Consider the following 12,451-nt stretch of genomic DNA (forward strand, 5'->3'; position numbering starts at 1 on the left):
TAGTGACGATGGCGAGAAGGTCACACCCGTTCCCATACCGAACACGGAAGTTAAGCTTCTCAGCGCCGATGGTAGTTGGGACTTTGTCCCTGTGAGAGTAGGACGTCGCTAAGCAAGTGGAAGATCAGTCTATATGGCTGATCTTTTTTTGTGTCTATTCAAAGAAACATCCTTTGTTTTATGATTCAATGACTGATAGATATGCGGTTGGAAAAACAGACGGTAAAGGCCAGGCAATTTGATATCCTATGGCAGGTATAAACAGTATAAGCCTAGGCTGAGAAACGATAAGTGATACACCGCAAATGCTCTAAACAGTATAAGCCTAGGCTGAGAAACGATAAGTGATACACCGCAAACGCTCTAAACAGTATAGGCCTAAGCTGCAAAACGATAAGTGATACACCGCAAATGCTCTAAACAGTATAAGCCTAGGCTGAGAAACGATAAGTGATACACCGCAAATGCTCTAAACAGTATAAGCCTAGGCTGAGAAACGATAAGTGATACACCGCAAATGCTCTAAACAGTATAAGCCTAGGCTGAGAAACGATAAGTGATACACCGCAAACGCTCTAAACAGTATAGGCCTAAGCTGCAAAACGATAAGTGATACACCGCAAATGCTCTAAACAGTATAAGCCTAGGCTGAGAAACATAAGTGATATACTCAAACGCTCTAAACAGTATAAGCCTAGGCTGGGAAACGATAAGTGATATACCGCAAATATCAAAACTGTAAAAAGTGAAAGTAAAAAGAGCTCCTACTTAACCGCAATATGCTGTTCAATTTCTTAAAAGATAGTCCCCTAGACACCATCAATCTTCCCCTTTAAAAATAAATAAAGTAAAAAAGGTACTTTATCCGCTGAAATGGCTAAGAATTGTCTTATAAAAGGATAGTCATTGCTAGAGTAAGTATGGAGAAGCTCACTCCACCATTCGGTTTCATACCTTGAGATCATACTTAGGTTGTATAGTAGTAAATAATGAGTCATAACCTCCGGGAATACAGATAACAACTCGCGCTCCCTTGGTAAATAGAAAGTATCTTCATAAATTTGATACAAAAGTGGAGAGCTGGAGAGTGGTAATAAATAGTTTGGTGTATTTACTTTGAAATTCATCATGTCACTCGCCCCTGTTCCCCCATCATTTGGGATAAGAGAAATAGGAAAAGGAATTGTACTCTCAATAAAATCTAAAAACCTACGTGATGTCATATGGTAGGTATCTAATGCTTCATTAGGGATTGTTAAAATATTTTCAACAGAAATAGGTGTATGAATATATAAACTCTGTTGAAAATGAAGTGTAAATAAATTATGTAATTCTGGAATTCGTTTAAACAATTGTTCCATAGTAAACTTTTCTCCCTCCATTTGTTTCACATGAAACATCTGTTCTGAAAAGTGGGAGAAGAGCCCATTCTTTTGTACCTTTACTTCATCATGAAAAAACTCATAGCTTTGTTTTTTTCTTTTTCGAGTAGATACCCCATGTGCCAGTACTGAAGTTGATTCTGGATATTGTGGATCAACGGTGAGAAGACAGGCCTTTAACAACTGGACCATTCCATAAAATAGCAATACGGGTTTGATCGCTAAGGGTGCATCTTTTGAAAGCTGATAATAATTTTGACCATGTTCTAAATAATAAATAAACGGGTAACAGTTTTCGTAGCTCTTTTTTTCTGCATCAGGGACTGTTGCTTTCTCATAGCATTTCTGAAGGAGTTGCTGGGTGGTATTTGCTGCATGTAAAGCATTAAATGATTGCCAAATAAACCGATATTCAAACAAATTATAAACCTCCAATAAAAAACAAGAAAGTGCGACTATATTCAGGCCAATAAATAACGTAAAAACTCTGAATTATTAAATATATTATTCGTTCCTTGACAGTAGTTTACCCAGTTGATAATCTACTAATAATATTTTGCATTCAAAGGGGGATTTATTACATGTGGGAAACTAAATTTGCCAAAGAAGGATTAACATTTGATGATGTCTTGCTTTTACCAGCAAAGTCAGAAGTATTGCCTAAGGATGTAAGTCTAGGTGTCGCATTAACAGAAACGCTCAAGTTAAATATCCCAATTATTAGTGCGGGTATGGACACTGTTACGGAGCATGAAATGGCTATAGCAATGGCACGCTCAGGTGGGCTAGGTATCATTCATAAGAATATGTCGATTGAACAGCAAGCTGAACAGGTTGATAAGGTAAAGCGTTCAGAAAGTGGCGTAATAACAGATCCATTTTTCTTAACTCCAAGTCATCAAGTATTTGATGCTGAGCATCTCATGGGAAAATACCGCATTTCTGGTGTTCCAATTGTAAACAATCCACAAGAACAAATATTGGTAGGAATCATTACCAATCGAGACCTTCGTTTTATCCAGGATTATTCCATTCTTATATCTGATGTTATGACAAAGGAAGACCTTGTAACAGCCCCAGTAGGAACAAATTTAGAACAAGCAGAAAAGATTTTACAGAAGTATAAGATCGAAAAACTACCTCTTGTAGATGAGAATGGGGTATTAAAGGGCCTTATAACAATTAAAGATATCGAAAAAGTAATCGAATTCCCAAATTCCGCTAAGGATGCACAAGGACGTTTATTAGTAGGGGCTGCTGTTGGTGTAACCAAGGATACCTTACTCCGTGTTGCAAAGCTAGTTGAAGCAGGTGCTGATGCTGTTGTTGTTGATACGGCACATGGTCACTCAGCAGGTGTACTAGAGACTGTAAAATCGATTCGGAATGAATATCCAAGCTTAAATATTATTGCAGGTAATGTGGCAACTGCTGAAGCAACTAGAGATCTAATTGAAGCAGGAGCTAATGTTGTAAAAGTAGGAATAGGCCCAGGTTCAATTTGTACAACACGTGTTGTTGCTGGTGTAGGTGTACCACAAATTACTGCGGTATACGATTGTGCTACAGAAGCTAGAAAACATGGAGTGTCAATTATTGCAGATGGTGGTATTAAATACTCAGGTGATATCGTGAAAGCTCTAGCATCTGGAGGACATGCAGTAATGCTAGGAAGTCTACTTGCAGGTGTGTCTGAAAGCCCAGGAGAAACAGAGATTTTTCAAGGGCGCCGCTTTAAGGTGTATCGTGGAATGGGATCAGTCGCAGCAATGGAAAAAGGAAGCAAGGATCGCTATTTTCAAGAGGACAATAAGAAATTTGTTCCTGAGGGTATCGAAGGGCGTCTTCCTTACAAGGGGCCACTTAACGATACAATCTACCAACTGATTGGTGGTATCCGATCAGGAATGGGATATTGTGGCACAAAGAATTTAGAAGAATTAAGAGAAAATGCACAATTTATTAAAATGACAGGTGCTGGATTACGTGAAAGTCATCCACATGATGTTCAAATTACGAAAGAAGCACCAAATTACTCTACTCTTTAAGGTATAGTAAGTAGATAAATAATCCATTGGTAGGATTTTTATAAAGTGGTAGATAGAGTCACGTGCTCTATCTATTTTTTTTATACTCACTGTGATAAAATATAATTTGTGTGTAAAACGAAACAGGAGGTTTAATACGTGAAAAAACAAACACAAAAAAGATTGTTGATTAGTTTAGTGGCAATCTTTTTATTATCAATTTTTATAAATCCACTTACGAATGTCCAAGCAGAAACTGCAGGTCCTGAAATAGAAGCAAAATATGCTATTTTAATAGATGGTGACACGGGAAGAGTCCTCTATGAAAAGGATGCAGATGTTGCTGCACCGATTGCAAGTATGACCAAGATGATGACTGAATACCTAGTGTTAGAGGCTATAGACGAAGGTAAAATTTCATGGGATGACACAACTGTTATTAGCGATTATTCATTTGAAATCTCAAAACCTAGTAATGGGTTTTCAGGTGCAGGTCTTACACAAGATAAGCCATACAAAGTAGAAGATTTATATAATGCAATGGCAATTTACTCTGATAATGCTGCAACAATAGCTTTAGCTGAATTAGTAGCCGGTACAGAGGCAAACTTCATTAAAATGATGAATGAAAAAGCAGCAGAGTTGGGACTACCAGATTATCATTTTGCAAATAGTACAGGTTTAACGAATCAAATGCTCGAAAATGTTTACCCAGATGGAAGAGATCCGAATGGAGACAATGTATTATCGGCTGAATCCGTTGCTCTTTTGGCATATAATTTAATTAAAGATTATCCAGAGGCTTTGGATCATTCTAGTATGCCACAAATGACTTTTGAAGGTAAAAAATTAAATAATTACAACTGGATGTTAAAGCATGACCCTAAAGAATCACCTAACTTTGTCCCTTATTATTATGAGGGGATGGATGGGCTAAAAACTGGATATACTGGCGAAGCTGGAAAATGCTTCACAGGTACAGCTGTAAGAAATGGGCAGAGATTAATTTCTGTTGTGATGAATACGACGATTGAGGAAGATGCTCCTCGTTTTGTAGAAACGAAAAAACTATTAGATTATGGATTTAATAACTTCGAGAAAGTTGAAATTTATCCTGAAGGCTATCAATTAAAAGGGCAAGAAGAACTTAAAGTTCTAAAGGGAAAAGAAAAAGAAGTTGAAATCGAAACAAATAAGCCTATCTCAATCTTGATTAAAAAAGGTGAAGATAAATCATTATATGAGGCATCATACGTACTCGATAAATCTATTGTTTCCAAAGATGAAGTAACAGCACCAATTAAAAAGGGTGAGAAAGTTGGTACAATGAAGATTACGTATAAAGGTGATGGAGACATCAGATTTATTACTGGACAAGATGGTGTTCAAACAGATCTTGTAACAAAAAACGAAGTAGAAAAAACAAATTGGTTTGTAATCATGATGAGAGGTATCGGCGGTTTCTTTGGCGACATTTGGTCAAGTGTAGCTGATACAGTTAAAGGTTGGTTCTAATTTTTTAATAGTATATAACGTGGACTCCTTCTTGTTTTAGAAGGAGTTTTTTTTGGAAACATTTGATAGATAGATTAAATACATAGAAATACTAGGATAATAATTTAAAATAGGATAGAATATTCTTAAGTTTTTTTTAATAGAGCATTTACTATCTAGTAAAGTGTGATATTATAAAGCCTATAATAAATGTACTCATACATGTAGGGGGAATCGTAATGGCAAATACAGGTACAGATCGTGTAAAACGAGGAATGGCTGAAATGCAAAAAGGCGGCGTTATAATGGACGTTGTCAATGCAGAACAGGCTAGAATAGCAGAGGAAGCAGGAGCTGTTGCAGTAATGGCATTAGAGCGTGTGCCAGCTGATATAAGAGCAGCGGGTGGAGTTGCTAGAATGGCAGATCCAACGATAGTTGAGCAAGTTATGAATGCTGTTACTATTCCAGTTATGGCAAAGGCTCGTATAGGTCATATTGTAGAGGCACGTGTGCTAGAAGCATTAGGTGTCGACTATATCGATGAGAGTGAAGTGCTAACACCTGCCGATGAAGAGTTCCATTTAAATAAACGTGATTTTACAGTACCATTTGTGTGTGGCTGCCGTGATTTAGGTGAAGCAACTCGCCGTATTGCAGAGGGTGCGTCAATGCTACGTACAAAAGGGGAACCTGGAACAGGAAATATCGTAGAAGCTGTTCGTCATATGAGAAAAGTGAATGCTCAAATCCGCAAGGTAGTTGGAATGAGTGAAGATGAGATTATGACAGAAGCGAAAAATCTAGGTGCACCATATGAATTATTATTACAAATTAAGCGTGAGGGGCGTTTGCCAGTTGTAAACTTTGCAGCAGGCGGTGTTGCAACTCCAGCTGATGCTGCTCTAATGATGCAACTTGGCGCGGATGGCGTATTTGTAGGTTCAGGTATCTTTAAATCTGATAATCCTGCTAAATTTGCCCGTGCAATTGTAGAAGCAACTACTCATTATGAGGATTATGAATTAATTGCACAGCTATCTAAAGGATTAGGAAACGCCATGAAGGGTGTTGAAATTTCATCATTATTACCAGAACAACGTATGCAAGAACGAGGCTGGTAAGTAAGAGGGTGTTCATAAGTGGTTAAAATTGGAGTATTAGGTCTTCAGGGCGCAGTTAGAGAACATACTCGCTCAGTAGAAGCATCTGGTGCAGAAGCAATCGTCATAAAAAAGATTGAGCAATTAGATGAAATAGATGGGCTCATCATTCCCGGTGGAGAAAGTACAACAATGCGTCGATTAATTGACAAGTATGGCTTTTTAGAGCCACTGCGAAAATTTGCTGAACAAGGGAAACCGATGTTCGGAACTTGTGCTGGGTTAATCTTACTTGCCAAAGAGATCGTAGACTATAAAGAACCACATCTAGGTCTAATGGATGTAACGGTAGAACGTAATTCATTTGGTCGCCAACGTGATAGCTTTGAGGCTGAGCTTATGATACCTGGAATTGCAGAAGACTTTCTTGGTGTTTTTATTCGTGCACCACATATTGTGGAAGCCGGAGAAAATGTTGAAATACTTGCAAAGCATAATGGCAGGATTGTTGCTGCTCGCGAAGGCCAATTTCTAGGCTGTTCCTTCCATCCTGAGTTAACGGATGATCATCGCTTAACAGGGTATTTTGTTAAAATGGTGGAAGAGGCGCAAACCAAAAACCTTGTATAAACTCTTGAAACATGGTAAAACTTAATATAAATTAATAAATAAGAGTTAAATATATGAAATCTATGACAGGAAATAGTAGCTCGTCTTTTTTCTTTAGAGAGTCGGTGGTTGGTGTGAACCGATGAAAATGGCTTGTGAATCCATCCTTGAGTAAAATACTGAACCTTACGCTAAGGTGCATTTGATAGTAGGTATTTTCGGTAAATCCGTTATCTTTTCAAGAGGGGAATACTTTTGTATTCCCAACTAGGGTGGTAACGCGGGTTAACTCTCGTCCCTTTATTGGGGCGGGAGTTTTTTGTCGTTTCCGCAACTGTCGATAAGCTCAAATTTGTTTTTAACATGTATTTTATAGGAGGTTTTTTGATTATGTTAGATATTAAATTTTTACGTAGTAATTTTGAAGAGGTAAAGGAAAGGCTCAAATTCCGTGGGGAGGACTTAAGCGATCTTGGGCGCTTTGAGGACTTAGATAAGACACGTCGCGATTTGATTGTTAAGGCAGAAGAATTAAAAAGCAGAAGAAATGAGGTTTCTGGCCAAATCGCTATTTTAAAGCGAGAAAAGAAAGATGCAGAAGCTTTAATACTAGAAATGCGCGAAGTTGGCGAAAAAGTAAAGGAATTAGATAATGAGTTACGTGGTGTGGAGGAAGAATTAGAACAGCTCTTATTGTCTATTCCTAACATCCCACATGAGAGTGTTCCAATTGGGGAATCTGAAGATGATAATGTAGAGGTTCGAAAGTGGGGGGAGATTCCTCAGTTTTCATTCGCGCCAAAGCCACACTGGGAAATTGCAGATGAGCTTCGTATACTAGACTTTGAAAGAGCTGGGAAGGTAACCGGAAGTCGATTTGTATTTTATAAAGGATTAGGTGCAAGACTTGAAAGAGCGCTCTTTAACTTTATGTTAGATCTGCATGTGGAAGAACATGGGTATGAGGAGGTTATTCCTCCGTATTTAGTAAACCGTACAAGTATGACAGGAACTGGTCAGTTACCAAAATTCGAAGAGGATGCTTTCCTTATTGAAAATGAAGACTACTTCTTAATTCCTACTGCAGAAGTGCCAGTTACGAACATGCATCGTGATGAAATTGTTAGTGGAGAGGAACTCCCAATTAAATATGCAGCATTTAGTGCATGTTTCCGTTCTGAGGCAGGTTCAGCTGGTAGAGATACAAGAGGCCTGATTCGCCAGCATCAATTTAATAAGGTCGAGCTAGTAAAGTTTGTTAAGCCAGAAGATTCATATGCAGAATTAGAGAGCTTAACGGCAAATGCAGAAAAGGTGCTTCAACTATTAGGTCTTCCATATCGTGTGTTGAGTATGTGTAGTGCAGACCTAGGGTTTACGGCTGCGAAAAAGTACGACATTGAAGTATGGATACCAAGCTATGAAACGTATCGTGAAATTTCTTCTTGCAGTAATTTTGAAGCGTTCCAAGCGAGACGTGCAAATATCCGTTTCCGTCGTGACCGCGATTCAAAACCTGAACATGTTCATACATTAAATGGATCTGGTTTAGCAATTGGGCGAACAGTTGCAGCCATCTTAGAAAATTATCAACAGGAAGATGGAACAGTTATTATTCCAGAAGTATTACGTCCTTATATGGGCAATAAGGAAGTTATCGCTCCAAAGTAATGGTAAAAAAGCATGGCCAGGATTTTCTATAAAACCTGGCCCTAAAAAATTTTTTATTAGATTGTTGACATCTACTTCCGATATATGATATATTAATTTTTGTCCGATACGGAGGAATACCCAAGTCCGGCTGAAGGGATCGGTCTTGAAAACCGACAGGGGTGTTAAAGCCCGCGGGGGTTCGAATCCCTCTTCCTCCGCCATATTATTAATATAAATACTTAGCGCATAAAGTATTGGAGATGAACTCGTTACCTACATGGTACCGAGTTTTTTACTTTCTAAAACAAATTGGCTCATAAATTAACCCCTTTGAGATTTTTTCTCAAAGGGGTTTGTTTTTAGCTTTTTAATAGTTCTGTTTGACGAAGGAAGGTCGATATCTTTTCGATAACAGGTTCAATTGACGTTTCGTCTTTAACGATATCATAGTCATTGATATTAAGACGTAGAACAGGACACGCATTGAAGTTATTGATCCATTTTTCATAACGTCCGTGCATCTCTTCCCAATAGGAGATTGGTGTTTGTTGTTCCATTGGTCTGCCACGTTCCTGAATGCGACTAATGATATCATCCAGACTGCCCTCAAGGTAAATTAATAGGTTAGGATGAGGGAAATAAGGTGTCATTACCATTGCATCAAAAAGGTTAGTATATGTTTCGTAATCAACGGGTGCCATTGTTCCTTTTTCATAATGCATTTTTGCAAAAATCCCTGTATCTTCATAAATAGAGCGGTCCTGTACAAATCCACCGCCATATTCAAAGATTTTCTTTTGCTCCTTAAAACGTTCTGCAAGAAAATAGATTTGAAGGTGGAAGCTCCATCTTTCAAAGTCTGCATAGAATCGGTCTAAATAAGGATTTGTATCTACCTTTTCAAAGGAGGTTCTAAATCCAAGTGCATTTGCTAACGCATTTGTCATCGTAGACTTCCCTACACCGACTGTACCAGCAATCGTAATTACTGAATTACTAGGGATATTATATTTATTACGCAAATTCATTGTACCTAACTCCTCTTTCATGAATGGTATCTTCCACTTTTGATAAAATAAGTTCCAAATCTTGCTTATTTTGTACAAAGTCCAATGTATCTCCATTAAATCGAATCACAGGAATATCTGGATGGGACTTCTCAAACTGAGACATCGATTGTTCATAATCAAGGCTAAGTTGACTAAGATACGCAGGATCAATATTTTTCTCAATATCTCTTCCGCGCTTTTCAATCCGTTCAAGTAATGTATCTAAACTTGCATGTAAATAAATAACAACATTAGGAACCGGCATATCAGCAGTTAATATATTATAGATTTGCAGGTACTTTTGAAACTCATGTTTTTTTAGTGTGCGTTCTGCAAATACAAGATTCTTTAAGATGTGATAGTCTGCAACAACGGGTAGGTTTTTTTGTAAATAGTATTGATTAATGTCCTCTAGTTGTTTATAACGATTACAGAGAAAAAACATCTCTGTTTGAAAGCTCCACTCATCTATATTTGTATAAAATTTACCCAAAAAAGGATTCTCATCCACAATTTCTTTTAATAGAGTAAAATCAAATTGTTCAGATATAGCTTTTGCGAGTGAGGTTTTTCCAACTCCAATGGGACCCTCTACAGTTATAAAAGGAATCCTGCTGCCCATTACGTATCCCCCTTTTTACAACAAATCCCTTGGGGTATTACGCCCTGCGGGAAAATTACATTTTTAAAAATTAACAGATAAGCTTTATTTTATCATAGGAGATAAGAAGATTGTTATGTATTGTCGAAAAAAATGACTGGGAAAAATTGAGGTTTTCTTTTCACCTTAGTATACAAAAAAGGAACCCATATCATGAGTTCCTTTGAATGAAATCCTACCTCTTTACGACTTGGAAATTGCCCGTAATTAAAAGCCAATTTTGTGGGAATGGGAGACCGAGCTTCCAGTAACTAATTCCACGGATATTGAGCTCCTTGATTAAATCGAATTTTGCTTGAATACTTCTCGCATCTTCAAACCATACTTTATGTTGTTTTCCATCTGTGTCTGTATAGTCAAAGTGTGGAGCTTGGGCCTTTGTATCATATTGAATGGGTACATTGTTCTGTGAAGCTATTTCAATGGCTCGTTGCGGGCTTACTGCCTTTGCATAGTCTCCACCTTCTACAAAAGGCAATGTCCAATCATACCCGTATAAGTTTTGACCCATCATAATTTTAGAGGATGGCATTTCGGTTAGTGCATATTCAAGTACTTCCCGAACAGGCCCAATTGGAGACACAGCCATTGGTGGTCCACCACTATATCCCCATTCATAAGTCATTATTACAACAAAATCCACAATTTCTCCATGGGCTTTGTAGTCGTGCGCCTCATACCAACGCCCCTTTTGAGTCGCACTTGTTTTAGGGGCTAGAGCAGTTGAAACTAACCAACCTTCTTGGCTAAATCGTTGCTTTGCTTTCCGTAAAAAGTTATTATATGCTTCCCGATCTTCAGGACGTAGATATTCCATATCAAAATGTATATCACGAAAGCCATATTTTTTTGCCGTTTGTACGATATTACTTATAAGTGTATTTTGGATATCTTCATTTGTTAGTACTATTCGACCTAATTCATCACTAAATTGACCACCTTCTAGATTTGTGACCACCATCATTAATGTGACATTGTTAGATCCTGCGATAGTTGGAAAATTATTGAGTAGTGGTTCTTTTAACGAGCCGTCACGTTGAATTTGAAAGCTAAAAGGGGCTAAGTATGTTAAGTATGGGGCTGCTTGTCGAGTGCTTCTTTCAATAGCGGGACTAACTGTATTTCCTAAAGGCTCTACATAGGCATTAATTTCAGCATTTCTTTTTGGTCGTTCAGGTATATAGAGTCTGAGTCCTACTTGTAATGGTCTAGTGGCTGGTATTTGGTTAATTTGCGCCAATTGCTGATAGTTCACGCCAAATTTATTGGCAATTGACCAAAGACTATCACCTGACTGTACCCAATAAAATTGCCCAACAATTGGTATGACAAGCGACTGTCCAATGACCAAATTATTAGGATTTGGAATTTGATTTGCACGAATTAGTTCATCCGTCGTTGTTCCATAGGCTTGTGCAATCCCAGTTAAGGTTTGTCCCCGATCTACAACATGAATTTGCATCTTTACCCTCCTCATTCTAAAATCTAGGTAACACCTTTATTACTGTATGAGAGAAAATGAAAGATGATGCTTGACTACTTTTATTCAGTTGGAACTACATATTGTAAGTGATAGAGGGACAATTTCTAAAAAACACCATGGTTGTTTAGTAAAGGGAGAAAATATGCGGACAGACGAGTATTACATGAAATTAGCAATAGATGAAGCAAAAAAAGCTGCAGAAATAAATGAAGTCCCAATTGGTGCGGTCCTTGTAATCGATGATGAAGTGGTTGCAAAAGCCCACAATCTAAGAGAAACAGAACAGCGTTCTATAGCACATGCAGAACTTCTAGCTATTGATGAGGCGTGTAAGCGTACAGGCTCTTGGAGGTTAGAAAATTCTACGCTCTACGTAACGCTAGAGCCATGTGCTATGTGTGCGGGAACCATTGTTCTTTCCCGCGTTAGTCGAGTTGTATTTGGTGCCCACGATCCAAAGGGCGGATGCGCAGGAACGTTGATGAACCTTTTGCAGGAAGAACGGTTTAATCACCAGGCTGAGATTGTATCTGGTATCTGTGAGGAAGAGTGTAGTCACCTTCTACGCTCATTTTTTAAAGAGATTCGGCAACGAAAAAAGGAAAAAAAGAACACAAGTGAATTGACTTGAAGAAATTTACAGGTAGTATTCGTTGATTTTTTTTGCATGAACCTATATACTAAGAATGTGTCACAAAGACACCTAACATTTGGTTTCAATTTTGCCGTGCTAAGCGGGGAGGTAGCGGTGCCCTGTACTCGCAATCCGCTCTAGCGAGGCCGAATCCCTTCACAGAGGGTAGTTATTGTAGGGTCTGCCTCAAGTAAGTGGTGTTGACGTCTGGGTCCTACGCAATGGGAACCCACGAACCCTGTCAGGTCCGGAAGGAAGCAGCAGTAAGTGGATCATCCCATGTGCCGTAGGGTTGCCTGGACCGAGCTAACTGCTTGAGTAACGCCTGGGGTAACTATTCGACGGAAGGTGCACGG

At 38.4% G+C, this 12,451-nt stretch carries 10 protein-coding genes, 1 tRNA gene, 1 rRNA gene, 1 other RNA gene and 1 other annotated feature (1 of these 14 running past the window's edge); of the genes, 9 read left to right on the plus strand and 4 right to left on the minus strand.

Annotation, left to right across the window (positions count from 1 at the left end; genetic code table 11):
* Positions 1-114: ribosomal RNA gene (rrf, locus tag ACWNMY_RS11150) — 5S ribosomal RNA — on the plus strand; it begins 2 nt to the left of the window's first position.
* Between the two features lie 695 nt (positions 115-809).
* Here the strand turns inward: rrf and ACWNMY_RS11155 are convergent.
* Positions 810-1,802, minus strand: coding sequence for a YaaC family protein (locus ACWNMY_RS11155; protein WP_449538291.1), 993 nt, complete (start codon positions 1,800-1,802; stop codon positions 810-812).
* A 161-nt stretch (positions 1,803-1,963) separates the two neighbouring features.
* Between ACWNMY_RS11155 and guaB the strand changes: the two genes are divergently transcribed.
* The 6 genes from guaB to ACWNMY_RS11185 all read left to right on the plus strand — a co-directional run bounded on the left by guaB (position 1,964) and on the right by ACWNMY_RS11185 (position 8,489).
* A complete protein-coding gene (gene guaB / locus ACWNMY_RS11160; RefSeq protein ID WP_449538292.1) occupies positions 1,964-3,430 on the plus strand; it encodes an IMP dehydrogenase in 1,467 nt (488 codons plus the stop codon).
* 138 nt (positions 3,431-3,568) lie between these two features.
* A complete protein-coding gene (locus tag ACWNMY_RS11165) occupies positions 3,569-4,924 on the plus strand; it encodes a D-alanyl-D-alanine carboxypeptidase family protein (RefSeq protein ID WP_449538293.1) in 1,356 nt (451 codons plus the stop codon).
* Between the two features lie 218 nt (positions 4,925-5,142).
* Positions 5,143-6,027 (plus strand): pyridoxal 5'-phosphate synthase lyase subunit PdxS, encoded by an 885-nt coding sequence (gene pdxS, locus ACWNMY_RS11170; protein WP_449538294.1) that lies wholly within the window; start codon positions 5,143-5,145, stop codon positions 6,025-6,027.
* 18 nt (positions 6,028-6,045) lie between these two features.
* Complete coding sequence (pdxT, locus tag ACWNMY_RS11175) at positions 6,046-6,636, plus strand: pyridoxal 5'-phosphate synthase glutaminase subunit PdxT (protein WP_449538295.1); 591 nt, start codon at positions 6,046-6,048, stop codon at positions 6,634-6,636.
* 53 nt (positions 6,637-6,689) lie between these two features.
* Positions 6,690-6,918, plus strand: a binding site (T-box leader).
* Between the two features lie 87 nt (positions 6,919-7,005).
* Positions 7,006-8,286, plus strand: coding sequence for a serine--tRNA ligase (gene serS / locus ACWNMY_RS11180; RefSeq protein ID WP_449538296.1), 1,281 nt, complete (start codon positions 7,006-7,008; stop codon positions 8,284-8,286).
* A gap of 110 nt (positions 8,287-8,396) precedes the next feature.
* Positions 8,397-8,489: transfer RNA gene (locus tag ACWNMY_RS11185), tRNA-Ser, on the plus strand.
* A gap of 138 nt (positions 8,490-8,627) precedes the next feature.
* Here the strand turns inward: ACWNMY_RS11185 and ACWNMY_RS11190 are convergent.
* From ACWNMY_RS11190 to ACWNMY_RS11200, 3 genes are all read right to left on the minus strand, one after another.
* The gene (locus tag ACWNMY_RS11190) at positions 8,628-9,296 is read right to left on the minus strand and encodes a deoxynucleoside kinase (RefSeq protein WP_449538297.1); all 669 of its coding nucleotides are present in this window, start codon (positions 9,294-9,296) and stop codon (positions 8,628-8,630) included.
* Complete coding sequence (locus ACWNMY_RS11195) at positions 9,283-9,939, minus strand: deoxynucleoside kinase (protein ID WP_449538298.1); 657 nt, start codon at positions 9,937-9,939, stop codon at positions 9,283-9,285. Before ACWNMY_RS11195 ends, ACWNMY_RS11190 begins: the two co-directional genes overlap by 14 nt.
* 214 nt (positions 9,940-10,153) lie before the next feature.
* Entirely contained in the window at positions 10,154-11,440 is a 1,287-nt protein-coding gene (locus ACWNMY_RS11200; protein WP_449538299.1) for a LysM peptidoglycan-binding domain-containing protein, read from the minus strand.
* A 163-nt stretch (positions 11,441-11,603) separates the two neighbouring features.
* Between ACWNMY_RS11200 and tadA the strand changes: the two genes are divergently transcribed.
* Both tadA and ffs read left to right on the plus strand, forming a co-directional pair.
* Positions 11,604-12,092: a tRNA adenosine(34) deaminase TadA gene (gene tadA, locus ACWNMY_RS11205; RefSeq protein ID WP_449538443.1), complete on the plus strand. Its 489-nt coding sequence runs from the start codon at positions 11,604-11,606 to the stop codon at positions 12,090-12,092.
* Between the two features lie 94 nt (positions 12,093-12,186).
* Positions 12,187-12,451: signal recognition particle sRNA large type (ffs, locus tag ACWNMY_RS11210), an RNA gene on the plus strand.

The sequence above is a fragment of the Ferdinandcohnia sp. Marseille-Q9671 genome (assembly GCF_976954385.1).

Bases quoted from the DNA above. Each gene is read 5' to 3' on its own strand.
- ACWNMY_RS11200 (WP_449538299.1), bottom strand. From the start codon at position 11,440: ATGCAAATTCATGTTGTAGATCGGGGACAAACCTTAACTGGGATTGCA.
- serS (WP_449538296.1), top strand. From the start codon at position 7,006: ATGTTAGATATTAAATTTTTACGTAGTAATTTTGAAGAGGTAAAGGAA.
- pdxS (WP_449538294.1), top strand. From the start codon at position 5,143: ATGGCAAATACAGGTACAGATCGTGTAAAACGAGGAATGGCTGAAATG.
- ACWNMY_RS11190 (WP_449538297.1), bottom strand. From the start codon at position 9,296: ATGAATTTGCGTAATAAATATAATATCCCTAGTAATTCAGTAATTACG.
- tadA (WP_449538443.1), top strand. From the start codon at position 11,604: ATGCGGACAGACGAGTATTACATGAAATTAGCAATAGATGAAGCAAAA.
- ACWNMY_RS11195 (WP_449538298.1), bottom strand. From the start codon at position 9,939: ATGGGCAGCAGGATTCCTTTTATAACTGTAGAGGGTCCCATTGGAGTT.
- guaB (WP_449538292.1), top strand. From the start codon at position 1,964: ATGTGGGAAACTAAATTTGCCAAAGAAGGATTAACATTTGATGATGTC.